This window comes from Sphingopyxis sp. TUF1 (genome assembly GCF_036687315.1).
Lineage (GTDB): Bacteria > Pseudomonadota > Alphaproteobacteria > Sphingomonadales > Sphingomonadaceae > Sphingopyxis > Sphingopyxis kveilinensis.
This window is the reverse complement of the sequence record NZ_CP144683.1, coordinates 2862659-2888171: the sequence shown is the minus strand read 5'-3', so window position 1 is coordinate 2888171 and position 25513 is coordinate 2862659. Positions and strand designations below refer to the sequence as shown.

Here is a 25513-nt window from a genome sequence, read left to right as displayed (position 1 = left end):
GATGGGGCGCGGTCCAGCCGGATCGCGCCCCTCCTGCATCAAGGAGACGCATCATGACCCAGCAAACCTTCCTCATCACCGGCGCGTCGGACGGCATCGGCGCCGTCTATGCCAATCGCCTTGCGCGCCGCGGCCATAATCTGATCCTCGTCGCCCGCCGTGCCGACAAGCTTGCCGAGCTGGCCCACCGGCTGCGCGGCGAGACCGGCGTATCCGTCGACGTCATCGCCGCCGACCTCTCCAACGCCGACGACCTCTCGCGCGTCGAAACCCGCCTGCGGACCGATGATGCGATCACCGGCCTGATCAACAACGCGGGGATTGCCGGGGAGACCAGCTTCGTCGAAGCCGACCCCGCGCAGCTGACCGCGCTGATCAACCTCAACATCCTGACCGTGACGCGGCTCGCCGCAGCCATAGCGCCCCGGCTTGCTGCGAAGGGCAGCGGGGCGATCATCAACATCAGCTCGGTAACCGCCCTGATCCCCGATGGCTTCACCGCCGCCTATCCGGCCAGCAAGGCCTATGTGCTGGCGTTCAGCGAAGCCTTGCAAGCCGAACTCGGCGCCAAAGGCGTGCGGATCCAGGCGGTGCTGCCGGGGGCGACCCGCACCCCGATCTGGACCGAGGAGCAACTGGCGGGTCTTCCTGCCGGAATCGTGATGGACGTGGACGACATGGTCGATGCGGCGCTCGCCGGTTTCGACGCGGGCGAAGTCGTCACCATCCCCGCGCTCCCCGACATGGACGATTATGACGCTTATATCGCGGCTCGCGCGGCGCTCCGTCCCAACCTCTCGCTGGCGCAGCCCGCGCCGCGTTATCTTTGAAGGAGGCGTGCGATGATCCTCGGCCTCACCATTGCGCAGTTCACCGCGCTCCATGTCGCGATCAGCCTGATCGGCATCGTCGCGGGGCTGATCGCCCTCCCCGCCTTCGCGCGCGGGCGCCTGTTCCGCCGGACCACCGACATCTTCCTGTGGGCGACGCTGCTGACCAGCCTGACCGGCTTCCTCTTTCCCATCGTCGCTTTTACTCCGGCACTCGGCGTGGGCATCCTCTCGACGCTGATCCTCGTCGCCAGCTTCGCGGCTTATTACGGCCGCAAGCTCGTCGGCCGTGCGGCGGCGGTCTACGCGATCAGCGCCACCGCCGCGCTCTATCTCAACCTGTTCGTGTTGGTGGTTCAATCGTTCCTGAAGGTCCCGGCGCTCAATGCGCTCGCGCCCAACGGCACCGAACCGCCGTTCGTAGCGGCGCAGGCCGCGCTGCTGCTGGCCGCCATCGCGTTCGGCTATATCGCGCTCCGATCGAGCCGCCGCGTCGCGATCTGACCGCTCAGCACCCACGCCAAAGAAAAAGCCCCGCCGGATCGCTCCGGCGGGGCTTTTCTGTGGCCCACGGCCGCGAGGCGATCAGGCCTCGCTGTCGCCTTCGGGACGTTCCTCGACCATCACATCGTCGGTCGTGAAGTCTTCGCCCTGCACCTTGCCCAGCGGATCGTCGCCGATAGCCGCTTCGGGGCCCTGCGCCAGTTCGGCCGCATGTTCCTCGGCAGCGGTCGCCGGAGCGATCAGATGCTCCTGGTTCGCGGCGCGCATCGCGGCGCGCAGCGCGGCATCCTTCGACGAGGCGGTGACGCGAACACGGTTCATGGCCGCGCCGGTACCCGCCGGGATGAGGCGGCCGACGATGACATTTTCCTTGAGGCCCTGCAGCGAGTCGATCTTGCCCTGCACCGACGCTTCGGTGAGGACGCGGGTCGTTTCCTGGAAGGACGCTGCCGAAACGAAGCTGCGCGTTTGCAGGCTCGCCTTGGTGATGCCGAGGAGGACCGGACGGCCTTCGGCCGGCTTGCCATTCTTCGGCAGCTTGGCGTTATATTCCATCATCTCCAGATAATCGAGCTGCTCGCCCGGCAGCAGCGTGGTGTCGCCGCCGTCGGTGATCTCGACCTTCTGCAGCATCTGGCGAACGATCACCTCGATGTGCTTGTCGTTGATCTTCACGCCCTGGAGTCGATAGACTTCCTGGATTTCCGCGACCAGATATTCGGCCAGCGCCTCGACGCCCATGACATCGAGAATGTCGTGCGGGTTCGGCGAGCCCGAAATCAGCGCATCGCCGCGCTTGACCATGTCGCCTTCCTGCACTTCCAGCACCTTCGACTTGGGGATCAGATATTCGATCGGATCGCCTTCTTCCGGAACGATCGCGATCTTGCGCTTCGCCTTGTAATCCTTGACGAATTCAATGCGGCCGCTGATCTTCGCGATAACGCTGTTGTCCTTCGGAATGCGCGCTTCGAACAGCTCGGCAACACGCGGCAGACCGCCGGTGATGTCGCGCGTCTTCGACGCTTCGCGGCTGACGCGCGCCAGCACGTCGCCCGCCTGCACCGTCTGACCGTCCTCGACCGACAGCATCGTGCCCACCGCGAGCAGATAGCGCGCGGCTTCGCCCGACTGATCGTCGAGCAAGGTCAGGCGCGGCTGCAGGTCTTCCTTCTTGGCGCGGCCCGCCGAACGATATTCGATCACGACGCGCTGGGCGATGCCCGTCGCTTCGTCGACCTGTTCGACCAGCGTCTTGCCATCCAGCAAGTCCTGATATTTCACGACGCCCTGCTTTTCGGTGATGAGCGGCATGGTGAACGGATCCCATTCGGCAATCCGGTCGCCCTTCTTCACCTTCTCACCGTCCTTGTGCATGATCTGCGCACCATAGGGCAGCTTGTGTGAAGCGCGTTCGCGGCCTTCGCTGTCGATGATCGCGATTTCGCCCGAACGCGACAGCGCCAGACGGCGGCCGCGCTGGTCGACGATCGTCGCCATATCGCGATATTCGATCGTGCCGTCCGAAATCGCTTCGGCGTTCGACTGCTCGTTGACCTGCGCCGCACCACCGATGTGGAAGGTCCGCATCGTCAGCTGCGTGCCGGGTTCACCGATCGACTGCGCGGCGATAACGCCGACAGCTTCACCAATGTTCACCGGCGTACCGCGTGCAAGGTCGCGGCCATAGCATTTGCCGCAGACACCCAGCGTCGCTTCGCAGACCAGCGGCGACCGGATCTTGACCGACTGGACTTCGGCGTCCTCGATCCGCTGCGTCGTCGGCTCGTCGAGCAGCGTGCCCACAGGCGCGATGACATTGCCGTCCTTGTCGACGACATCTTCGAGCGTCGTGCGGCCAAGGATGCGCTCGCCCAGCGAGGCGATCGTCGAACCGCCCTGGATGATCGCGCGCATTTCCATGCCGCGGGTCGTGCCGCAATCTTCCTCGATCACGACGCAATCCTGCGACACGTCGACCAGACGGCGGGTCAGATACCCCGAGTTCGCCGTCTTGAGCGCCGTATCAGCAAGGCCCTTGCGCGCACCGTGCGTCGAGTTGAAATACTCGAGAACGGTCAGGCCTTCCTTGAAGTTCGAGATGATCGGCGTTTCGATGATCTCGCCCGACGGCTTGGCCATCAGACCGCGCATACCCGCGAGCTGCTTCATCTGCGCTTGGCTGCCACGGGCACCCGAATGCGCCATCATATAGATGGAGTTGATCGGAGCCAGACGGCCGTCGGGCAGCTTCGGCGTTGCGCGGATTTCGTCCATCATCGCGTTCGCGACCTTGTCACCGCACTGCGACCAGGCATCGATCGCCTTGTTGTACTTTTCCTGCTGCGTGATCAGGCCGTCCTGATACTGCTGCTCGAAATCCTTCACCAGCGCGCGGGTTTCGTCGACCATCCCTTCCTTCGAGGCCGGAATGATCATGTCATCCTTGCCGAACGAGATGCCCGCCTTGAACGCGTTGCGGAAGCCCAGCGCCATGATGGCGTCGGCGAACAGCACCGTCTCCTTCTGGCCGGTGTGGCGATAGACCTGGTCGATCACGTCGCCGATTTCCTTCTTGGTCAGAAGGCGGTTGACAACGTCGAAGGGCACCGTGTGCGACTTCGGCAGGCATTCGCCGATCAGCATACGGCCCGGCGTGGTTTCGAACCGCTTCAGATACTCATTGCCCTGCTCGTCGGTCTGCGGGACGCGGCTGATGACCTTCGAGTGCAGCGTGACCGCCCCGATGTGCAGCGCCTGATGGACTTCGGCCATGTCGGCGAGCAACATGCCTTCGCCCGGCTCGCCTTCGCGCTCCAGCGACAGATAATAGAGACCAAGCACCATGTCCTGCGACGGCACGATAATCGGCTTGCCGTTCGCGGGGCTGAGGATGTTGTTGGTCGACATCATCAGCACGCGCGCTTCGAGCTGCGCTTCCAGCGACAGCGGCACGTGAACCGCCATCTGGTCACCGTCGAAGTCGGCGTTGAACGCGGCGCAGACCAGCGGGTGCAGCTGGATCGCCTTGCCTTCGATCAGCACGGGCTCGAACGCCTGAATGCCCAGGCGGTGGAGCGTCGGCGCGCGGTTCAGCAGGACCGGGTGCTCGCGAATGACTTCGTCGAGGATGTCCCAGACTTCCTTGCGTTCCTTTTCGACCCACTTCTTCGCCTGCTTCAGGGTCATCGACAGACCCTTGGCGTCGAGGCGCGCATAGATGAATGGCTTGAACAGCTCGAGCGCCATCTTCTTCGGCAGGCCGCACTGGTGCAGCTTGAGTTCAGGGCCGGTCACGATGACCGAACGACCCGAATAGTCGACGCGCTTGCCGAGCAGGTTCTGACGGAAGCGGCCCTGCTTGCCCTTCAGCATGTCGGACAGCGACTTCAGCGGACGCTTGTTGGCGCCGGTGATCGTGCGGCCGCGGCGGCCGTTATCGAACAGCGCGTCGACCGCTTCCTGCAACATGCGCTTTTCGTTGCGGACGATGATGTCCGGCGCGCGCAGTTCCATCAGCCTTTTCAGACGATTGTTGCGGTTGATCACGCGGCGATAGAGGTCGTTGAGATCCGAGGTCGCGAAGCGGCCGCCGTCGAGCGGCACCAGCGGGCGCAGTTCGGGCGGGATCACGGGGACGACTTCCAGGATCATCCACTCGGGACGGTTGCCCGAATCGATGAAGCTCTCGACGACCTTCAGGCGCTTGATGATCTTCTTGGGCTTGAGCTCCGACTTGGTGGTCGCAAGCTCTTCCATCAGGTCGACGCGTTCCTGCTCCAGATCGAGATTTTCGAGCAGAACGCGGATCGCCTCGGCGCCGATGCCGGCCGAGAAGGCGTCTTCGCCATATTCGTCCTGCGCGTCGAGCAGTTCGTCTTCGGTCAGCAACTGGAACTTCTCGAGCGGGGTCAGGCCCGGCTCAAGGACGATATAGGCTTCGAAATACAGCACGCGCTCGAGCTGCTTCAGCTGCATGTCGAGCAGCAGGCCGATGCGCGAGGGCAGCGACTTCAGGAACCAGATGTGTGCGACGGGCGCGGCGAGCTCGATATGGCCCATGCGCTCGCGGCGGACCTTGGTCACCGTGACTTCGACACCGCATTTCTCGCAGACGATGCCCTTGTATTTCATGCGCTTGTACTTGCCGCACAGGCATTCATAATCCTTGATCGGACCGAAGATGCGCGCGCAGAACAGGCCGTCACGCTCGGGCTTGAACGTGCGATAGTTGATCGTTTCGGGCTTCTTGATCTCGCCGAACGACCACGAGCGGATGCGTTCCGGGCTCGCGATGCCGATCTTGATCATGTCGAAGGTTTCGGGCTTCGCGACCGGGTTCATGAAGTTGGTAAGCTGGTTCATATATCTGCTCCATCTTCCCCTCCCGCGCGGCGGCGGGAGGGGTGAGGAAAAATCTTATTCGGCGGCTTCGGGAAGGGCTTCCGGACCTTCGTCATCTTCGTCCGCATAGGACGAAAGCTCGACGTTGAGGCCCAGCGAGCGCATTTCCTTGACGAGCACGTTGAAGCTTTCGGGAATGCCGGCCTCGAAAGTGTCGTCGCCCTTGACGATCGCTTCGTAAACCTTGGTGCGGCCGATCACGTCGTCGGACTTCACCGTCAGCATTTCCTGGAGCGTGTACGCTGCGCCATAGGCCTGGAGCGCCCAGACCTCCATTTCACCGAAGCGCTGGCCGCCGAACTGCGCCTTACCGCCCAGCGGCTGCTGGGTAACAAGCGAGTACGGCCCGATCGAACGCGCGTGGATCTTGTCGTCAACAAGGTGATGGAGCTTCAGCATATAGATGTAGCCCACGGTCACCTTGCGGTCGAACTTGTCGCCGGTGCGGCCGTCATACAGGTCCGACTGGCCCGATTCATCGAGCCCCGCCAGCGCCAGCATGTTCGACACATCGGCTTCCTTCGCGCCGTCGAACACCGGCGTGGCGAACGGCACGCCGACCTTCAGGTTCGACGCCAGCTCGACGATGCTTTCGGCATCGCGCGCGCGGATGTCGTCCAGATATTCGGCGCCATAGACATGCTCGAGCTGTTCCCTGACCGCTTCGGGCATCTGTCCGCCGGTCGCGTCGGGGTTGGCGTCGCGCCAATCCTCCAGCGCCTGCGTGACCTGCCGCCCCAGGCCGCGCGAAGCCCAGCCAAGGTGCGTTTCCAGGATCTGTCCGACGTTCATGCGCGATGGCACGCCCAGCGGGTTGAGCACGATGTCGACCGGCGTCCCGTCTTCGAGGAACGGCATGTCCTCGTTCGGCAGGATACGGCTGATGACGCCCTTGTTGCCGTGACGGCCGGCCATCTTGTCGCCCGGCTGCAGCTTGCGCTTCACTGCGACGAAGACCTTGACCATCTTGAGCACGCCCGGCGCCAGTTCGTCGCCGCGCTGCAGCTTTTCGACGCGGTCTTCATACTTCGCGTTGATCCGCTTGATCGCGTCGTCATACTGCGCCTTGATCGCTTCCAACGCCGTCTGGGCATTGTCCTCGACCACCGCGAGCTTCCACCAGTCGGCGCGGTCGAGTTCGACCAGCATCTCTTCGGTGACGACGTCGCCCTTCTTCAGGCCCTTCGGCACCGCGCTGGTCGTCTGACCGATCAGCAGGTCTTTCAGGCTGGAGAAGGTCGCGCGGTTGAGGATCGCGCGCTCGTCGTCGGCGTCCTGCTTCAGCCGCTCGATCTCCTCGCGTTCGATCGCGATCGCGCGCTCGTCCTTGTCGATACCGTGGCGGTTGAACACGCGGACCTCGACGACGGTGCCCGACACGCCGGGTGGCAGGCGGAGCGAGGTGTCGCGCACGTCGCTGGCCTTTTCGCCGAAGATCGCGCGCAGCAGCTTTTCTTCCGGCGTCATCGGCGATTCACCCTTGGGGGTGATCTTGCCGGCCAGAATGTCGCCCGGGCCGACTTCGGCGCCGATATAGACGATGCCCGCTTCGTCGAGGTTGCGCAGCGCTTCCTCGCCGACGTTCGGGATGTCGCGCGTGATGTCTTCGGGGCCAAGGCGCGTGTCGCGCGCGGTGACTTCAAATTCCTCGATGTGGATCGAGGTGAAGACGTCGTCCTTCACGATGCGTTCGCTGATGAGGATCGAGTCCTCATAGTTATAGCCGTTCCACGGCATGAACGCGACGAGCACATTCTTGCCGAGTGCCAGTTCGCCAAGTTCGGTCGACGGACCGTCGGCGATGATGTCGCCGGCGCGGACCACATCGCCCACCTTCACCAGCGGACGCTGGTTGATGCAGGTGTTCTGGTTCGACCGCTGGAACTTCTGCAGGCGATAGATGTCGACGCCCGACTTGCCGGGTTCAACCATGTCGGTCGCACGAATAACGATACGCGTCGCATCGACCTGGTCGATCACGCCGCCGCGGCGCGCGGCGATGGCCGCGCCCGAATCGCGGGCAACCGTCTCTTCCATGCCGGTGCCGACCACAGGCGCTTCGGCCCGCAGCAACGGAACCGCCTGACGCTGCATGTTCGAACCCATCAGCGCGCGGTTTGCGTCATCGTTTTCCAGGAACGGGATCAGCGATGCCGCAACCGAAACCAGCTGCTTCGGCGACACGTCCATCAGCGTGATCTGCTCACGGGGCGCCATCAGGAACTCGCCCGCTTCGCGCGCCGAGATCAGCTCGTCGATGAAGCTGCCGTCGGGGTTGAGGTCGGCGTTCGCCTGCGCAACGGTGTGCTTCTGCTCTTCCATCGCCGAAAGGTAGACGACTTCGTTGGTCACCTTGCCGTCGACGATCTTGCGATACGGCGTTTCGATAAAGCCATATTTGTTCACGCGCGCGAAGGTGGCGAGGCTGTTGATCAGACCGATATTCGGGCCTTCGGGCGTTTCGATCGGACAGATACGGCCATAGTGCGTCGGGTGGACGTCGCGCACTTCGAAGCCAGCGCGTTCGCGGGTCAGACCGCCGGGCCCGAGCGCCGAAACGCGACGCTTGTGCGTCACTTCGGACAGCGGGTTGGTCTGGTCCATGAACTGCGAGAGCTGCGACGAGCCGAAGAATTCGCGCACCGCGGCGACCGCAGGCTTCGCGTTGATCAGGTCGTTCGGCATCACCGTCGACACATCGACCGAGCTCATGCGCTCCTTCACGGCGCGCTCCATGCGGAGCAGGCCGACGCGATACTGGTTTTCAAGCAATTCGCCGACCGAACGGACGCGGCGGTTGCCAAGGTTGTCGATGTCGTCGATTTCGCCCTTGCCGTCCTTCAGGTTTACCAGTTCCTTGACGACGGCGAGGATGTCCTCGCTGCGCAGCGTGGTGACCGTGTCCTCGGCATCAAGGCCCAGGCGCATGTTGAGCTTGACGCGGCCGACCGCCGACAGGTCGTACCGCTCGGGGTCGAAGAACAGGCCGCCGAACAAGGCTTCGGCGGTTTCGCGCGTCGGCGGCTCGCCGGGGCGCATGACGCGGTAGATGTCGCTCAGCGCCTGGTCGCGATCCTCGGCCTTGTCGGCCTTCAGCGTGTTGCGGATCCAGGGACCGGTGTTGTTGTGGTCGATGTCGAGCAGGACCAGCTTGTCGATGCCCGCCGCGTCGAGCTTTTCGAGATTCTCGGCCGACACTTCGTCGCCCGCTTCGATGTAGATCTCGCCGGTCGACTCGTTGATGAGGTCATAGGCCGAGTAACGGCCGAAGATTTCCTCGGTCGGGATCAGCAGCGTGTCGAGACCGTCCTTCGCCGCCTTGTTGGCAAGGCGCGGGCTGATCTTGTGACCCGCGGCAAAGACGACTTCGCCGGTCTTGGCGTCGACCACGTCGAACGCGGGCTTCGACCCGCGCCAGTTTTCGACGACGAACGGGACTTTCCAGCCATTTTCGGCACGCTCGAACACCAGGCGGTCATAGAAATGGTTGAGGATCTCCTCGCCCGTCATGCCCAGCGCGTACAGCAGGCTGGTGACCGGCAGCTTGCGCTTGCGATCGATGCGGACGTTGACGATGTCCTTGGCGTCGAATTCGAAATCGAGCCACGAGCCGCGATAGGGGATCACGCGCGCGGCGAACAGGAACTTGCCCGACGAGTGGGTCTTGCCGCGGTCATGGTCGAAGAGCACACCCGGCGAACGGTGCATCTGCGACACGATAACGCGCTCGGTGCCGTTGACGAAGAAGGTGCCGTTCTCGGTCATGAGCGGCATGTCGCCCATGTAAACGTCCTGCTCCTTGATATCGAGGACCGAGCGGGTGTCGGTTTCGCTGTCGACTTCAAAGACGATCAGGCGCAGCGTGACCTTCATCGGCGCCGCATAGGTGATGCCGCGCTGACGGCATTCTTCGACGTCATATTTCGGCGCTTCGAGTTCGTAGTGAACGAAGTCGAGCTCGGCGGTGCCGGCGAAATCGCGGATCGGAAACACGCTGCGCAGCGTCTTTTCAAGACCCGAAACATAACCGATCGACGGATCCGAACGCAGGAACTGCTCATAGGATTCGCGCTGCACCTCGATGAGGTTGGGCATTTCCACCGCTTCGTGGATATTGCCGAACAGCTTGCGGATTCGCTTGGTCGCGGTTGCTTCGAGGGCCTGGCCCACCGACTTCGCCTTGGTCGCCATAAGTGATTGTCTCGCCTTGATAAAATAACTCGCGGACGCGATAGAGACGCAAAAAGGCCGCAGGCAACCGTTGCCGGTTTACCGCAGCTTCTTGACGCATCTCGAAATCCCCGCCGCCCTATCCGTACAGCCTGCCGCGCAAAGTCAGGCTCTATCTCGGACGATGGGGGTTGAAAGCCATATAGGATTTGGCGCGCGGCAAGTCAACGCCGCGCCCCCTTGCACTGATCCTGCAAATGCGGCACAACTTTACGTGAACGTAAAGGTAAAGCCCCAGCGAGAGGATATTTCCCCATGACCGACCTGCCCGCTTTCGACACGATCAAGCTCGACTGCGCCGATGCCGTCGCGACGATCACGCTCAACCGCCCCGATCGGCTCAATTCGATGCCGCCGGAGATGGCCGACGAGATCCGCGCCGCGCTCGATCACCTGCCCGCCCTCGGCGCGCGCGCACTGCTCATCACGGGCGAAGGCCGCGGCTTTTGTTCGGGCGCCGATCTGGCGGGCGACCGGTCGGGCGGCGCGGTCGGCGGCGGCGCGCGGAGCCGCAATGCGCTTCGCGGGCATTACAACCCGATGCTGCTCGCGCTCGCCAACCTCGACATCCCCGTCGTCGTCGCAGTCAACGGCCCGGCGGCGGGGGTGGGATGCAGTTTCGCGCTGTCGGGCGATTTCACCATCGCGGGCAAAAGCGCCTATTTCCTTCAGGCCTTCGTCAACATCGGCCTTGTCCCCGACGGCGGTTCGTCGTGGCTGCTGCCACGCTTGATCGGTGTGCCGCGCGCGTTGCAGATGATGATGCTCGGCGAAAAGATCAGCGCCGATCAGGCCGCCGACTGGGGCATGATCTATAAATGCGTCGACGATGCCGAGCTGATGACCGAGGCCAGGTCACTCGCAACGCATCTTGCGAACGGCCCGACGATCGCGCTGGGCACGATGCGCAAGATACTGCGCGAAGGGCTGTCGCAGGATTTCTCGAACACCCTCGACGCCGAAGCCATGGGCCAGTTCATCGCCGGCAACTCCGCCGACGCGATGGAAGGCATCATGGCGTTCCAGCAGAAGCGCAAGACCGAGTTCAAGGGGAAATAGTCACCCTCAAATTCCGTTCGTGTCGAGCGAAGTCGAGACACCCCGAAGGCAAGCGCAAAGCCGAGGGGCATCTCGACTTCGCTCGATGCGAACGGCGTGTGACTTAATGCCTTTTGCCTACTCCGCTGCTTCCTCCACCATCACCTTCTTGTAAATGCTGGATTTCGGATAGGAGCAGATCCGCATCACCATCGGCTCGAAAAACTCCAGCGGCTCGCTGTCGTAATCGGGGTCGAATGCCGGCGCGTCATATTTTTCGCAGAATTCGGCGCACGCGGCATAATAGGGATGATCCTTGAACTGCTCGCGCATGTCGCGGTCCAGGCCAATGTAATGAAAGAAATAATGGCCCTGAAAAATGCCGTGGTGCTGGACGATCCACAGATTTTCCTCGGACAGAAACGGCTTCAGGATCGCCGCCGCGACGTCGGGGTGATTGAATGCGCCGAGCGTGTCGCCGATGTCGTGAAGCAGCGCCATCACGACATATTCCTCGTCGCGGCCATCCCTGTGCGCTCTGGTAGCCGTCTGCAGGCAATGTTCGAGCCGGTCGACCGGAAATCCTCCATAATCGCCGCCGAGCAGCTTCAGATGGTCGAGGATGCGCTTGCCATTCTGCGGCGCGAACAGCTTTTGCTCGCGCGCGATGATGTCCCAGTCTTCCTGCGTTCCGTCGATCATCGAACGGAAGCTCGCATGATCATGCGTCATCTCGGTCATGGCAGCCTCTCCTGATTTTGACGCCAGTCTATCCTATCCGTTGTTATTTGCAACGTTATAGGCCTTGACTTCGTCCTGCGTCAGGCAGCGCCGCGTCGATTTGTCCTCGGCATTTTCGATCGCCTTTTGCCGGTACATCACTTCGGTCAACAGCTTGCGCGACACGCCCATGCGGATCAGGAAATCATTGTCCTCGCTGGCAAGCAACGCCGCATCCTGTTCGATGTCGCCGATCAACTCGCGCGTCGCGTCGGTGCCCATCGCGACGCTCATGTCGATCGACTGGCGATCGCCGGTGCGCGTAAACATATGGACGATGAAGAGCCCGCCCGGGTCGACGATCCGCGGCTGGCCGCCCATGAAGACGAAATTGCACGCACTGAAGCACGCCCAGCCCGCCGGGATTCGCGTCGTGAGCCCGAAATTGGAACGGATGACGCGCCCTGCCGCATTGCCGGCGCGCGCATCGCCGCCCGGCGACCGCAGCCATATTTCGCCGACGTCGGGATTGGCGGCGAGTGCGGCCTTGAGCCTGTCAGGCAGCCCGGTATCGATCCGCCCCTCGGCCAGCAGAACCTTTGCGCCGTTTTTTACCACCGGCGTCAGTTTCATCGTGGAGTTCGCCGACCAGTCGGGGTTCAGCGGACAGGTCGGATTCGCAGGATCGATCGCCGGTTTTGCCGCTCCGGTCAGGCAGGCGGCGACGCCCGCAAGCGCGGCAATACGAACGAATTTATGCCGCAAGGACATAGCGCGCCTGGCCCGGCCCCTTGCACATGCGCTTCGACACGCGCGTTTCCTCGCCTTCGACAATGATGATGTCAGTGATGTTCATGCATTGCGTGCCGTCGGCCAGTTCATTCTTGGCGGCCACGGTCGACGACCCGCTGACATTCGCGCGTGTCTCGCTCGTCCAGTTCGCGGTCGCCCCGACCTCCTCGCCGCGGGTGACTTCTTCCGTCGCGGCGGCGGCCTGAACCTGCTCGGCGGGATCGAGGCGGCAGGCGATGGCGTCGGTCAGCGTGCCGCTGACCTCCGAAATCGGCACATAGCTGTAAACGCCCGCCTTGCTCGCGGCGTCGCCGACGGCATCGTTGATGACATTGCCCAGGATGTTGCGGCCGATACTGCTCCCCTTCTTGCCCTTCGGGCAGCCGCCGTTACCCTCCTCGCTGGGAGTCGGCGCGGGCGTCGTCACCTTGCGCAGAAGGCCGCCGAACTGGGCGTGGGCGGGCGCGATCGCGAGCAGGCAGGTTGCCAGAACGGCCGGGGTCGCCAGGAATTTATGCATGATCTCTATACCTGTTCCGCGCCCGAAACCGGGCAGTTGCGCGATCCCTTTATCGGCGAACCATGCCACTCGCTGTGATTTTCATCAACCGTGCAACTAATCTCATCCAGACAGGTTGAATTAAGGTCGATTATATCACAGTAACGCGTCATGCTCTCGCAAAAGACCCGCTATACCATCCGCGCGTTCCAGCATCTTGCCGACCATTGGGGCAAGGGGCAGGTCCAGCTGGCGGATATTGCCGAGGCGCAGAATATTCCGCCGAAATTCCTGACCGTCATCCTGTCCGAAATGGCGCGCGAGGGACTGCTGATTTCGCAGCGCGGCCGCGACGGCGGCTACCAGCTCGCCCTGCCGCCGGTCGACATCAGCTACGGCGATCTCGTCCGCCTGACGCGCGGGTCGCTGGCGCTCGTCCCCTGCGCATCGCGCAACGCGCACGAACATTGCAAGAATTGCCTGCCCGAAGCCGAATGCCGGCTGCGCAGCCTGATGCTGAAGGTACGCGACGACACCGCCTCGATCCTCGACCGCATCACGCTCGCCGACCCGATTGCACTGGAACCGGTGTTTGAGGAGCTGGCGGGGTAGAGGATGGTTCGCGCGAAGGCGGCCTCAATTTTGCCGTCTGAAAACGACCGGAAACCGCCTTCTCCATCATCGTCATCCCGGACTTGATCCGGGATCCATAGCCGCGTCGTCGTGGTGGATCCCGGATCAAGTCCGGGATGACGAACAGCTGGAAACGACCGATAGCGGACATTTTCTCCTCCCTGTGGCGCAGCCATGGGGAGGGGGACCGCCGCCGCAGGCGGTGGTGGAGGGGCCGCGGCGTCGGCGCCAAAGCCCCTCCGTCAGCGCTTCGCGCTGCCACCTCCCCATGGCTTCGCCACAGGGAGGATTCAGCGGCAGCTCACCACCCCAAAAACCGCCCTCACCGCCGCGCATTCCCCCCCCATCGCGAGCAATAAAAAAGGCCCGCTTGCGCGGGCCTCTTTGAAAATGGTGGAGCCTAGCGGGATCGAACCGCTGACCTCCTGCATGCCATGCAGGCGCTCTCCCAGCTGAGCTAAGGCCCCGTGCCATTTCGTCGCGCGCCTGGGCGTCGCGACCGGGACGCCGCCTTTAGCAGCGCCGCCGGGTGATGCAAGGGGCCAAATCGCCTTTCAACGATTTTTTGCCTCTCGCCAAAAGCCTCAGCTTTCGTCGTCCTCGTCGTCGCCGGTGGCGACGCCCAGATCGTCGTCGCCGCCAAGATCGACGTCATTGTCGGGCGAATCGCTGTCCTCGTCGACATCGACGTCCAGATCCAGATCCTCGTCGGCCGCGACATCCTCCTTGGCGACCTTGCCCGGCTTTTCGGCCTCTTCGAACGGCATCGGCTGCTTCGATTTCAGCACCGATTCCGGAATCCACGAATAACCGCAGTTGATGCAGCTGACCGGATCGTCCTTGGTCAGGTCATAGAATCGCGTGGCGCATTTCGGGCAGCTGCGTTTCGTGCCCCATTCAGCCTTGATCATAAACGCCTCATAATCCTTTGGAAACAGGATAAAAATATCGGAAGAGCGACGGAAGCTGAATAGCTGCCCGTCAAATCGGGGTGCGCCTTGCCAGATTGCAAGGCCGCTGTCAAAAGCCGCACGCCATGACCGATCAAACCGCCACCCCGCGCAGCTTTTCCGCCTCCGTTCCGCTGACCGGAACAATCGCTATCCCCGGCGACAAGAGCATCTCGCATCGTGCGTTGATGCTATCGGCGCTGGCCTTGGGCGAAAGCCGCGTTACCGGCCTTCTCGAAGGGCATGACGTACTCGCGACCGCTGCGGCGATGCACGCAATGGGCGCGTCGATCGAGCGCCGCGACGACGGCGAGTGGCGTATCCACGGTGTCGGCGTCGGCGGGTTGCTCCAACCGAAAGCTGCGCTCGACATGGGGAACAGCGGCACCTCGACGCGCCTGCTGATGGGCCTCGTCGCCAGCCATCCGATCACCGCAACCTTCATCGGCGACGCCAGCCTGTCGGGGCGGCCGATGGGGCGCGTGATCGATCCGCTGAGCCAGATGGGCGCCGACATCACCGCGTCGCCCGGAGGCCGCCTCCCCCTCATGGTCCGCGGCCTCGCGCCCGCCATCCCCCTCGCCTATCGCCTGCCGATGGCGTCGGCGCAGGTGAAGAGCGCGGTGCTGCTCGCCGGCCTCAACGCGCCCGGCATCACCGAAGTCGTCGAACCTGTGCCGACGCGCGACCATAGCGAGCGGATGCTCCGCGGCTTCGGCGCCGATCTGACCGTCGATACCGATACCGACGGCACGCGGCATATCCGCATCCGCGGCGAGGCCGAGCTGATGCCGCAAGTCATCGCGGTCCCCGGCGACCCCTCCTCGGCGGCTTTCTTCATCGTCGCGGCCCTCATCGTGCCGGGCTCCGACGTCACAATCGCCAATGTCGGGCTCAACCCCACACGCGCCGGATTGATCGAGGTACTGAAGGCGATGGGCGGCGACATCGAATTGCTCGATGCGCGCGAAGTCGGCGGCGAACCCGTCGCCGACCTGCGCGTCCGTCACAGCGCGCTCAAGGGCATCGACGTCGACCCCGCCGTTGCGCCGAGCATGATCGACGAATTTCCGATCCTGTTCGTCGCCGCCGCGCTCGCCGACGGCCGCACGGTAACGACCGGCCTCGACGAGCTGCGCGTCAAGGAAAGCGACCGCCTGGCGGTGATGGCCGCGGGCCTTGCGGCAATCGGCGTGCGCGTCGAGGAACGCGAGGACGGCCTCGCCATCGAGGGCACCGGCGGCGACGCGCTGCCCGGCGGCGCAACCATCGCCGGCCACCTCGACCACCGCATCTGCATGAGCTTCGCCATCGCCGGCCTCGTCAGCAAGGCGCCGGTGACAATCGACGACATGGCCCCCGTTGCCACGAGCTTCCCCAATTTCGAGGCGCTGCTCACGGGATTGCAGCAATGATCATCGCCGTCGACGGCCCCACCGCCTCGGGCAAAGGCACGCTCGCGCGCCAGCTCGGCGATCATTTCGGCCTGCCGGTGCTCGATACCGGCCTCCTCTATCGCGCCGTCGGCTATCAGACGCAGCTCAACCACGGCGACCCCGACGACGCAGAAGACGCGCTCGCCGCGTGCGATTTCCCGGGCAGCCTGCTGGGCGACCCCGCGCTGCGATACGAATCCACCGGCGGCCTTGCCAGCCGCGTGTCGGTCCATCCGCAGGTTCGCGCCGCGCTGTTCCAGCGTCAGGTCGATTTCGCGAACCAGCCGGGCGGTGCTGTGCTCGACGGGCGCGACATCGGCACCGTCATCGCCCCGCACGCCGACGCGAAAATCTTCGTAACCGCAACCCCTAAGGAGCGCGCGCGGCGACGCCATGCCGAAATGCTCGCGCGCGGCGTCGACGTGAGCTTCGATGCGGTGCTGGCGGATGTACACGCCCGCGACGCGCGCGACACCGGACGCGCCGATGCCCCGCTGCTGCGCGCGCCCGACGCGCTGCTGCTCGATAACACACGGCTCGACAAGGACGCCGCGCTCGCGGCGGCGATCGCGTTCGTCGAGGAAAAGGTCCGGCGCCCCGGCTGATCTCGGGCAACGGGGCGCGATCGAGGGCACCCAGCCAGCTGTTTTCCGCCCGCCTCCGCGGGGGCAACGCTCATGGGCCTTTCACCTTGCTAATCCGCCGCTTTGCGCATATAGGCGCGCCGTCCGACGGGCATTCTGCCGGTCGAGGCACGGACAAGCCGCCGCTCGAACAGGAGCGCCGGGCGTGACGGGATGCACCCGCCGCGCCCATTTGGCTTTGCCCAAGCCTCGCCCGGCCGATGGTTCGGAGGATGTCTTGCACCGCATCCGGCGGGCAGGACGGATCGGCCACAAGACCAGCGGAACCAACCGCTTGGCCGGAACAAATGAAGTAAGGAAGACACTCTATGGCCTCTACGGCTTTTCCGACGCGCGACGATTTCGCCGCGATGCTCGACGAATCGCTGGGTGGTGCCGATGGCGGCTTTGAAGGCCGCGTCGTCAAGGGCACCGTCACCGCGATCGAAAATGACCTGGCAGTGATCGACATCGGCTTGAAGAGCGAAGGCCGCGTGCCGCTTCGCGAATTCGCCATGCCGGGCCAGAAGGCCGACATCAAGGTCGGCGACGAAGTCGAAGTCTATGTCGACCGCGTCGAAAACGCCAATGGCGAAACGATGCTCTCGCGCGACCGCGCCCGCCGCGAAGCCGCGTGGGACCGCCTCGAAGAAGAATTCACCAAGGAAGCGCGCGTCGAAGGCGTCATCTTTGGCCGCGTCAAGGGCGGCTTCACCGTCGATCTCGGCGGCGCCGTGGCATTCCTTCCGGGCAGCCAGGTCGACATCCGCCCCGTGCGCGACGTCGGCCCGCTCATGGACCTGCCGCAGCCGTTCCAGATCCTCAAGATGGATCGCCGCCGCGGCAACATCGTCGTCTCGCGCCGCGCGATCCTCGAAGAAACGCGCGCCGAACAGCGCAGCGGCCTGATCCAGAACCTCGAAGAAGGCCAGATTATCGAAGGCGCGGTCAAGAACATCACCGATTATGGTGCGTTTGTCGACCTCGGCGGCATCGACGGCCTGCTCCATGTCACCGACATGAGCTACAAGCGCGTCAACCACCCGAGCGAGGTCATCAACATCGGTGACACGGTCAAGGTGCAGATCATCCGCATCAACCGCGACACGCAGCGCATCAGCCTTGGCATGAAGCAGCTCGAAAGCGATCCGTGGGAAGGCGTCGCCGCCAAATATCCCATCGGTGCAAAGCTGTCGGGCACCGTCACGAACATCACCGATTACGGTGCGTTCGTCGAACTCGAACCCGGCATCGAAGGCCTGGTTCACGTCAGCGAAATGTCGTGGGTCAAGAAGAACGTCCACCCCGGCAAGATCGTTTCGACCAGCCAAGAAGTCGACGTCATCGTCCTCGAAGTCGATAGCGACAAGCGTCGCATCTCGCTCGGCCTCAAGCAGGCGCAGTCGAACCCCTGGGGTGCCTTTGCCGAAGCGCATCCGGTCGGCTCGGTCGTCGAAGGCGAAGTCAAGAACGCGACCGAATTCGGGCTGTTCGTCGGCCTGCCGGGCGACGTCGACGGCATGGTTCACATGTCGGACATCGCATGGGGCATCTCGGGCGAAGAGGCGCTGCACCTCCACCGCAAGGGCGAGGCTGTGCAGGTCGTCGTTCTCGACGTCGATGTCGAGAAGGAACGCATCAGCCTTGGCATCAAGCAGCTTGAAAAGGGCGCTCCCGCAGTTGGCGGCGGCGTTGCAGCAGCCGGTTCGCTGAAGAAGAACGACATCGTCACCGTCTCGGTCCTCGAAGTCCGCGACAACGGCCTCGAAGTGCAGGCCGGCGAAGACGGCGCCACGGGCTTCATCAAGCGCGCCGACCTTGGCCGCGACCGCGACGAGCAACGCGCCGAGCGCTATCAGGTCGGCCAGAAGTTCGATGCGATGGTCATCGGCTTCGACCGTTCGAAAAAGCCGAACTTCTCGGTCAAGGCAATGCAGATCGCCGAAGAGAAGGAAGCCGTCGCGCAATATGGCTCGTCGGACTCGGGTGCGTCGCTCGGCGACATCCTTGGCGAAGCGCTGAAGGCCGGCAAGAAGGACTGATCCTTCTTTCGCCGTCCGGCGACAGAAAAGGCCCGCAGAGCGTCCCTCTGCGGGCCTTTTTCTTGTCGTGATATATTTTGACCGGACCGCAATTCGTGATACCTTCTCCGGGCGTTGGGAGGGGTCTCACGTAATTTCGTCCGGCAACAACCGGTGCATCCGCTTCGGCGGGTGAAGCGTGGCTATATAATTAGGGGAAGCTCATGATCCGGTCAGAACTGGTTCAAAAGATCGCAAACGAAAACAGCGATTTGCGGCTCGAAGAGGTCGAACGCATCATCGACAGCTTCTTTGATTCGATCGTCGATCAGCTCGCGGCGGGGGGCCGCGTCGAACTGCGCGGCTTTGGTGCCTTCTCCACCCGTTCGCGCGACTCGCGTACCGGCCGCAACCCGCGCACCGGCGCCGCGGTCGAGGTGAAGGCGAAAAATGTACCCTATTTCAAACCCGGCAAGGAAATGCGCGAGCGGCTGAACGGCTGAGCGAGCTACACTTTCCCGTCATCCCGGCGAAGGCCGGGATCTCGCCGGTGCGTCATATCGATAGGGTGAGATCCCGGCCTTCGCCGGGATGACAGTGGCCGTTAACCGGCTACCGCCTCAGTTCTTCAGCCGGTAGCCCGTCCGGAACACCCAGAAGATGACGCCCAGACACAGCGCGAAGAAGAACGCCACCGCCCCCATGCTCACCTCGATCGCGACATCGCCCTGCCCGAAGAAGGTCCAGCGAAAGCCGCTGATCAGATAGACGACCGGGTTGAAGAGCGTCACCGTCCGCCACGCGGCGGGCAGCATATCGAGCGAATAAAAGGCACCGCCGAGGAAGGTCAGCGGATAGACAATCAGCAGCGGAATGACCTGCAACTGCTCGAAACTCTTTGCCCAGACACCAATGATGAAGCCGAACAGGCAAAAGGTTACGGCCATCAGGATCATGAAGAAGGCCATGAGCAGCGGGTGGGCGACCTGCACATCGACGAACAGGTGCGCCGTTGCAAAAATGATCGACCCGATGATCACCGATTTGGTCGCCGCGGCGCCGACATAGGCGATCACCGTTTCGAGCGGCGACAGCGGTGCCGACAGCATTTCATAGATCGTGCCCGTCCATTTGGGCATATATATGCCGAACGAGGCGTTGCTGATGCTTTCGGTAAACATCGTCAGCATCATCAGGCCCGGGACGATGAACGCGCCATAGGGCACGCCGCCAACCTCGGTCATCCGGCCGCCGATCGCCGAGCCGAAGACCACGAAATAGAGCGCCGTCGTGATCACGGGCAGCATCAGGCTGGTCCAGAAGGTGCGCGCGAACCGCGCCATTTCGAACAGGTAGATGGCACGGATGCCGCGGACATTCGAGATCATGCGGCCTGCTCCCTCGCGCCCTTTTCCTCGTGCACCAGCCCGACGAAAATATCCTCGAGCGAGCTTTGCTTCGTGTGCAGGTCCTTGAAGCTGACGCCGATGTCGCTCATCCGGCGAAGCAGCGACGGCACGCCCGTCGCCTCGGCCTGGCTATCGAATTCATAGACCAGCTCGTGTCCATCGCCCGCCAGTTCAAGCTTCCATTCGGCGAGTTCGGCGGGCACCGCGTCCAGCGGTTCGGCAAGATTAAGCGTCAGCGTCTTGCGCCCGAGCTTTTTGATCAGCGCGTGCTTTTCCTCGACCAGGATGATCTGCCCCTTGCTGATCACGCCGACGCGGTCGGCCATTTCCTCGGCCTCCTCGATATAATGCGTCGTCAGGATGATCGTGACGCCGCGCTCGCGCAGCCCGTGGACCATCTGCCACATATCGCGGCGCAGCTCGACGTCGACGCCCGCAGTCGGTTCGTCGAGGAACAGGATTTCGGGTTCGTGGGAGAGCGCCTTGGCGATCATCACGCGGCGCTTCATCCCGCCCGACAATTCCATGATTTTGCTGTTCCGCTTATCCCACAGCGACAGGTCGCGGAGCAATTGTTCGATAAATGCCGGATCCTTCGGCTTGCCGAACAGGCCCCGCGAAAAGCTGACCGTCGCGAGCACCGTTTCAAAGGCGTCGGTGTGCAATTCCTGCGGCACCAGCCCGATCATCGACCGCGCGGCGCGGTAATCGCGGGCGTGGTCGTGCCCCCCGACGATCACCGTTCCGCTGCTCGCGGTGACGATTCCGCAGACGATGCTGATCAGCGTCGTCTTGCCCGCGCCATTGGGTCCGAGCAGCGCGAAAATTTCGCCCTTGTTGATTTCAAGATCGACATTGCTGAGCGCTATGTGACCGCTTTTATAGGTTTTTCCGAGGCCGGAGAGCTGGAGAACGGCTGTCATGGCAGGCGGTCTAGCCGACGCTGCGCATCGCGTGAAGCAGGAAACTTGCTTGACCTTGATGGGCCCATCGGCTTGACCGGCGCGACCGTGCGGACGTGGCGAAATCGGTAGACGCAGCAGACTTAAAATCTGCCGTCCTAGTGACATGCGGGTTCAAGTCCCGCCGTCCGCACCAGATGCGCGCCTTGCCAGCGGGCTTGGATCAGAGGCGAATCGGCGCCTTCGCTTTCGCTGCTCGTCATCCCCAGCCCACAGGTTGCGATAGACCTAGCCAGCTTTGGCGGCGCATGGTTATGATTGGCCCGCACGATTTAAGGGATATGCCGGAATGACAGCAAAGGGCCGCAACACACGCCGCGGGGTGACAATCGCGGCCGCCACGGCCCTGATCCTTGCGCTGCCGGGCTGCGACCTGTTCGGCGAACGCGGACCAGTGCGGGTGGCGGCGATGAGCGAACTCAACCCGACGGCGAATCCCGCGCGCGGTGAGCTTTCAACCGCCAATGCCGCATTGCTCGATGCAACCTCGCAAGGGCTTGTCAGCTATGACGGAGAGGGGCAGATCGACACCGGCCTCGCCGACCGCTGGACCGTCACCGCCGACGGGCGCAGCTATATCTTTCGCATCACCGAAGCGAAATGGACGAACGGCAGCAAGGTCACCGCCGCGACCGTCGCCGCCATCCTGCGCTCCTACCTCGCGCCCGCGAGCCGCCACGTGCTGAAGGATGATTTTCCCGAGATCGAAACGATCCGCGCGATGACCGAAACGGTCATCGAAATCCGCCTCTCCACGCCGCAGCCCGCGCTGCTCGAGCTGCTCGCGCAACCCTCGATGGCGATAATCAACAAGGGCATGGGCTGGGGCCCGATGCGCGCGCGCAAGGACGGAAAGGCGCTGCTGCTCTCGCCCGTTCCCGACCCGCTCGCCGAAGACCCCAAAGCCGCAGAAGCCGCGGCGAACGACCCCGCCGCATCGATCGAGCTCGTCGGAACGACGCCGCAGGGGGCGCTTGCGCGGTTCAAGAACGGCTATGCCGATGCGGTGATCGGCGGGCGCTTTTCCACCCTGCCCTATTTCGTCGCCTCGAACATCGGCCGGTCGCGTCTGGTGGTCGATCCTGTGCCCGGCCTGTTCGGACTGGCCTTCGTCCGCGCCGAGGGTTTTCTTGCGACCGACGCCAATCGTGACGCGCTGGTGCGTGCAATCCGGCGCGAGCGGTTGGTCGAAGCCTTTGGGCTTGCCGAATGGCAGCCGCAGGTCACGTTGCGCCCTGCCCTCTATACGCGCGACGGCGGCCCCGCACCGCTCCAGCCGGCGTGGGCCGATTATGACGAGGCGTCGCGGCTGGCGCAGGCGCGGCGCGTCGTCGATGCCTGGCGCGGCGCCGGACGCGAGATCGAACCGCTGCGCATCGCCGTCCCCGATTCGCCGGGCGGCCGCATTCTCTACGCCTATATTGCGGCCGATCTCGCCGCGATCGGCGTGCCCAGCCGCCGCGTCAACATGGCGTCGAGCGCCGATCTGCGGCTGATCGACGAGGTGGCGCCGAGCGACGATGCGATCTGGGCGCTCCGCCGCCTGTCGTGTCGCCGCGACACGCTCTGCAATCGCGAGGCGCAAAACCTGATCGATCAGGCAACGGCCAATATCGACGCGGGCCAGCGCGCGCGGCAGATCGGCGAGGCCGAGGCAGTGCTCGCGCGCTACGCTCCCTTCATCCCGCTCGCAACCCCGCTGCGCTGGTCGGTCGCGTCGCAGCGGCTGACCGGCCTGCGCGCGAACGGCCGCGCACAACATCCATTGAATCATCTGATTGCCATACCCAACTAATACAGTGGCGCTTGCCTTGGAGCGCTTTTGAAAGGACCCCGATGGCCCCTTCGCCGCCCAATCCCGACGCGATCTTCGACGCGCTGATCCAGAACCGCACCGACCCCGCGGCGCTGCGCAAGCGCGTCGAAATGCTCGAAGTCCTGCTCGAACGCAGCTTCGTCATTCCGGGCATTAACCGCCCGGTCGGCCTCGACGCGATCGTCGGGCTGGTCCCCGTCGTCGGCGACGTCATCGCCGCAACGATGGGCGCTTACCTCATCTGGGAAGCGCGCAACCTGGGGATGCCGAAGTGGAAAATCTGGCGGATGATCGGCAATCTCGGCGTCGACACCGCGCTCGGTGCGGTCCCACTTGTCGGCGACGCCTTCGACTTTTTCTTCCGCTCGAACACGCGCAACCTGCGCATCATCAAGAAGCATCTCGACAGGCATCATCCGGGGACGATCATCATCGACCAATGACGATGGCTACATCGGCAACGGCCTTTCCCTCGGGTGTATAATGCTGCTAGCACAGCACCACTACACCCCAGGGGAGATGTTCTGCATGATCCGCGCCACCCTTGCCGCGCTTGCCCTCAGCTGTTCGATCGCCGCCGTCGCCGCCGCGCCGCCCCAGGCCGACCCTTGGCTCTGGCTCGAAGAGATTGAGGGTCCGAAGGCGCTCGACTGGGTCAAGAAGGAAAATGCCAGGGCCGACGCGCTGCTCACCACGCGCCCCGGGTTCGAAGCCGACCGCAAGCGCGCGCGCGAAATCCTCGACGACGACCGCCAGATCGCGATGCCCGGCGAAGTCATGGGCGATACGATCACCAATTTCTGGCGCGACGCCGCCAACCCGCGCGGCCTGTGGCGGCAAAGCCCGCTCGATGCGTATCTGGCGGGCAAGCCCGAATGGAGCACGCTGATCGACGTCGACGCGCTCGGCAAGGCGGAGGGGCAAAGCTGGGTCTGGCACGGCGCCGATTGCCTCGCGCCCGACTATAAACGCTGCCTCGTCTCGCTGAGCCCCGGCGGCACCGACGCCGACATCGTCCGCGAATGGGACCGCACGACGAAAAGCTTCGTCGACGGCGGCTTCACTTTGCCGCAGGCGAAAAGCAGCGTGACGTGGGAGGATGCCGACACGCTGCTCGTCGCGACCGACTATGGTGCGGACAGTATGACCGCCTCGGGCTATCCGCGCATCGTCAAGCGCTGGAAGCGCGGGACGCCGCTGTCGGCCGCGGCCACCGTGGCCGAGGGCGCGCCCGAGGACGTCGGCATGACGGTTTTCGCGCTGACCGACGGCGACACGCGCTGGCCGATGATCAGCCGCGCCAAGACCTTCTACACCGCCGACCTCTTGCTGCCGAACGTCGACCGCTCGCGCTACATCTCGACGATCGTCCCCGAAACCGCCAGCGTGCGCGATGTCATCGATGGCCAGCTCATCGTCTTTCTGAACCGCGACTGGGCGGACAAGCCCGCCGGTTCGCTCGTCTCGCTGTCGCTCGCCGACATGTCGGCCGATCGCAAAGTCGCGATCGTCCCGGCGATGACCCCGACCAGGGCGCAGGCTATCGAGGAGGTCTCGGCGACCGACAATATCCTGTGGGTCAAGGCGCTCGACGATGTCGAGGGCAAGCTGTTCGCACTGCGCCGCGACCCCGCGACGGGCGCGTGGAGCCGCAAGGAGGTGCCGCTCGCTGCCAATGCCACGGTCGGCATTGCGGGAACGACCGGCAAGCGCGATACGCTGCTCGCCACCGCGGAGACGATGCTGACCCCGCCGACGCTCTATGCCGTGAGCGATGGCAAGGCAGCCCAGGCGGTCCAGAGCCTGCCCGCGACCTTCGACGCTGCCGGCATGACCGCCGAAAAGCGGTTCGCAACTTCGAAAGACGGCACGAAAATTCCCTATTTCCTCGTCCGCAAAAAGGGTGCGAGCGGCCCCGTTCCAGCCCTCATCCACGCCTATGGCGGTTTCCGCGCCGCGCAGACGCCGGGATACCTCACCGGCCAGCCCTATCGCGCCGGGCCGCTCGGCCTCTTCTGGGTCGAGGACGGCAACGCCTACGTCCTCGCGAACATCCGCGGCGGCGGCGAATATGGCCCCGCCTGGCACCAGGCGGCGCTGCGCGAAAAGCGCCAGAACAGCTTCGACGATCTCCACGCGGTCGCCGAGGATCTGGTCAAGACGGGCGTCAGCACCAAGCGCCGGATCGCGATTTCGGGCCGCTCGAACGGCGGCGTCCTCGTCGGCGCGGCGATGACGCAGCGGCCGGACCTCTATGGCGCGGTGATCTCGGGCTCGCCGATCAAGGATATGTGGCGGTACGACAAGATGCTCGCGGGCGCCTCGTGGGTCGCCGAATATGGCGATCCCGACGAACCCGGCGACTGGGCGTTCCTGTCGAAATATTCGCCCTATCACAATATCCGCAAGGGCGTGACCTATCCGCCGATCTTCCTCTATCTTTCGACCAAGGACGACCGCGTCCACCCCGGCCACGCGCGCAAATATGCCGCGCGGCTGATGGAGAATGGCAACCGCGTCTATTATCACGAATATCTGGAGGGCGGCCATTCGGTCGGCGCCGACCATGCCGAGGATGCGGTGCGCGCGGCGATGCTGCACGGCTTTCTCCAACGCGAGCTGGTGGAGAAGAAATAGCCCAACTTC

At 63.9% G+C, this 25513-nt stretch carries 19 protein-coding genes and 2 tRNA genes; 12 read left to right on the top strand and 9 right to left on the bottom strand.

The features are described 5' to 3' along the window. The first annotated feature begins 53 nt into the window (after positions 1–53). On the top strand, positions 54–830 hold the full coding sequence (locus tag VSX77_RS13580) for an SDR family NAD(P)-dependent oxidoreductase (RefSeq protein WP_338425141.1): 777 nt from the start codon (positions 54–56) through the stop codon (positions 828–830). A 12-nt stretch (positions 831–842) separates the two neighbouring features. Continuing rightward, entirely contained in the window at positions 843–1334 is a 492-nt protein-coding gene (locus tag VSX77_RS13575) for a hypothetical protein (protein WP_338425140.1), read from the top strand. Positions 1335–1415: 81 nt separating this feature from the next. On the opposite strand, the gene rpoC is transcribed toward VSX77_RS13575, so the two are convergent. Together rpoC and rpoB are read right to left on the bottom strand one after the other, a co-directional pair. Next, positions 1416–5699 (bottom strand): DNA-directed RNA polymerase subunit beta', encoded by a 4284-nt coding sequence (gene rpoC, locus VSX77_RS13570; RefSeq protein ID WP_338425139.1) that lies wholly within the window; start codon positions 5697–5699, stop codon positions 1416–1418. 54 nt (positions 5700–5753) lie between these two features. Further along, positions 5754–9929, bottom strand: a complete 4176-nt coding sequence (gene rpoB, locus VSX77_RS13565; protein WP_338425138.1) for a DNA-directed RNA polymerase subunit beta — start codon at positions 9927–9929, stop codon at positions 5754–5756. A 294-nt stretch (positions 9930–10223) separates the two neighbouring features. Between rpoB and VSX77_RS13560 the strand changes: the two genes are divergently transcribed. Next, the gene (locus VSX77_RS13560; protein ID WP_338425137.1) at positions 10224–11027 is read left to right on the top strand and encodes an enoyl-CoA hydratase-related protein; all 804 of its coding nucleotides are present in this window, start codon (positions 10224–10226) and stop codon (positions 11025–11027) included. Positions 11028–11144: 117 nt separating this feature from the next. Here VSX77_RS13560 and VSX77_RS13555 read toward each other — a convergent pair whose 3' ends face one another. Genes VSX77_RS13555 through VSX77_RS13545 form a run of 3 tightly spaced genes read right to left on the bottom strand, consistent with a single transcriptional unit; the run spans position 11145 to position 13038 of the window. Then, a complete protein-coding gene (locus VSX77_RS13555; RefSeq protein WP_338425136.1) occupies positions 11145–11747 on the bottom strand; it encodes an HD domain-containing protein in 603 nt (200 codons plus the stop codon). A 33-nt stretch (positions 11748–11780) separates the two neighbouring features. Then, positions 11781–12497: a hypothetical protein gene (locus tag VSX77_RS13550; protein ID WP_338425135.1), complete on the bottom strand. Its 717-nt coding sequence runs from the start codon at positions 12495–12497 to the stop codon at positions 11781–11783. Continuing rightward, positions 12481–13038 (bottom strand): hypothetical protein, encoded by a 558-nt coding sequence (locus tag VSX77_RS13545; protein WP_338425134.1) that lies wholly within the window; start codon positions 13036–13038, stop codon positions 12481–12483. The genes VSX77_RS13550 and VSX77_RS13545 overlap by 17 nt, the downstream gene beginning before the upstream one ends. Positions 13039–13188: 150 nt before the next feature. Here VSX77_RS13545 and VSX77_RS13540 point away from each other — a divergent pair, with 150 nt between their 5' ends. After that, positions 13189–13629, top strand: coding sequence for an RrF2 family transcriptional regulator (locus tag VSX77_RS13540; RefSeq protein WP_338425133.1), 441 nt, complete (start codon positions 13189–13191; stop codon positions 13627–13629). 412 nt (positions 13630–14041) lie between these two features. Here VSX77_RS13540 and VSX77_RS13535 read toward each other — a convergent pair. Together VSX77_RS13535 and VSX77_RS13530 are read right to left on the bottom strand one after the other, a co-directional pair. After that, a tRNA-Ala gene (locus VSX77_RS13535) sits at positions 14042–14117 on the bottom strand. Positions 14118–14234: 117 nt separating this feature from the next. Beyond that, positions 14235–14561 carry a TIGR02300 family protein gene (locus VSX77_RS13530; protein ID WP_338425132.1) on the bottom strand — a complete coding sequence of 109 codons (327 nt, stop codon included), beginning with the start codon at positions 14559–14561 and terminating at the stop codon, positions 14235–14237. A 125-nt stretch (positions 14562–14686) separates the two neighbouring features. On the opposite strand from VSX77_RS13530, the gene aroA reads away from it, so the two are divergent. From aroA to VSX77_RS13510, 4 genes are all read left to right on the top strand, one after another. Continuing rightward, positions 14687–16015, top strand: coding sequence for a 3-phosphoshikimate 1-carboxyvinyltransferase (aroA, locus tag VSX77_RS13525; protein ID WP_338425131.1), 1329 nt, complete (start codon positions 14687–14689; stop codon positions 16013–16015). Beyond that, positions 16012–16641, top strand: coding sequence for a (d)CMP kinase (locus VSX77_RS13520; RefSeq protein ID WP_338425130.1), 630 nt, complete (start codon positions 16012–16014; stop codon positions 16639–16641). The genes aroA and VSX77_RS13520 overlap by 4 nt, the downstream gene beginning before the upstream one ends. Positions 16642–16988: 347 nt before the next feature. Beyond that, on the top strand, positions 16989–18701 hold the full coding sequence (gene rpsA, locus VSX77_RS13515) for a 30S ribosomal protein S1 (protein WP_338425129.1): 1713 nt from the start codon (positions 16989–16991) through the stop codon (positions 18699–18701). Positions 18702–18904: 203 nt separating this feature from the next. Next, positions 18905–19183: an integration host factor subunit beta gene (locus tag VSX77_RS13510; protein ID WP_338425128.1), complete on the top strand. Its 279-nt coding sequence runs from the start codon at positions 18905–18907 to the stop codon at positions 19181–19183. 117 nt (positions 19184–19300) lie between these two features. On the opposite strand, the gene VSX77_RS13505 is transcribed toward VSX77_RS13510, so the two are convergent. Both VSX77_RS13505 and VSX77_RS13500 read right to left on the bottom strand, forming a co-directional pair. Beyond that, entirely contained in the window at positions 19301–20068 is a 768-nt protein-coding gene (locus VSX77_RS13505; protein WP_338425127.1) for an ABC transporter permease, read from the bottom strand. Continuing rightward, entirely contained in the window at positions 20065–21012 is a 948-nt protein-coding gene (locus tag VSX77_RS13500) for an ABC transporter ATP-binding protein (RefSeq protein ID WP_338425126.1), read from the bottom strand. The genes VSX77_RS13505 and VSX77_RS13500 overlap by 4 nt, the downstream gene beginning before the upstream one ends. 89 nt (positions 21013–21101) lie before the next feature. Between VSX77_RS13500 and VSX77_RS13495 the strand changes: the two genes are divergently transcribed. From VSX77_RS13495 to VSX77_RS13480, 4 genes are all read left to right on the top strand, one after another. Next, positions 21102–21187 (top strand) — tRNA-Leu (locus VSX77_RS13495). A gap of 153 nt (positions 21188–21340) precedes the next feature. Continuing rightward, on the top strand, positions 21341–22846 hold the full coding sequence (locus VSX77_RS13490; protein WP_338425125.1) for an ABC transporter substrate-binding protein: 1506 nt from the start codon (positions 21341–21343) through the stop codon (positions 22844–22846). Positions 22847–22887: 41 nt separating this feature from the next. Then, complete coding sequence (locus VSX77_RS13485; protein ID WP_338425124.1) at positions 22888–23310, top strand: DUF4112 domain-containing protein; 423 nt, start codon at positions 22888–22890, stop codon at positions 23308–23310. 85 nt (positions 23311–23395) lie between these two features. Continuing rightward, on the top strand, positions 23396–25504 hold the full coding sequence (locus VSX77_RS13480) for a prolyl oligopeptidase family serine peptidase (RefSeq protein WP_338425123.1): 2109 nt from the start codon (positions 23396–23398) through the stop codon (positions 25502–25504). The last annotated feature ends 9 nt before the right edge of the window (positions 25505–25513 follow it).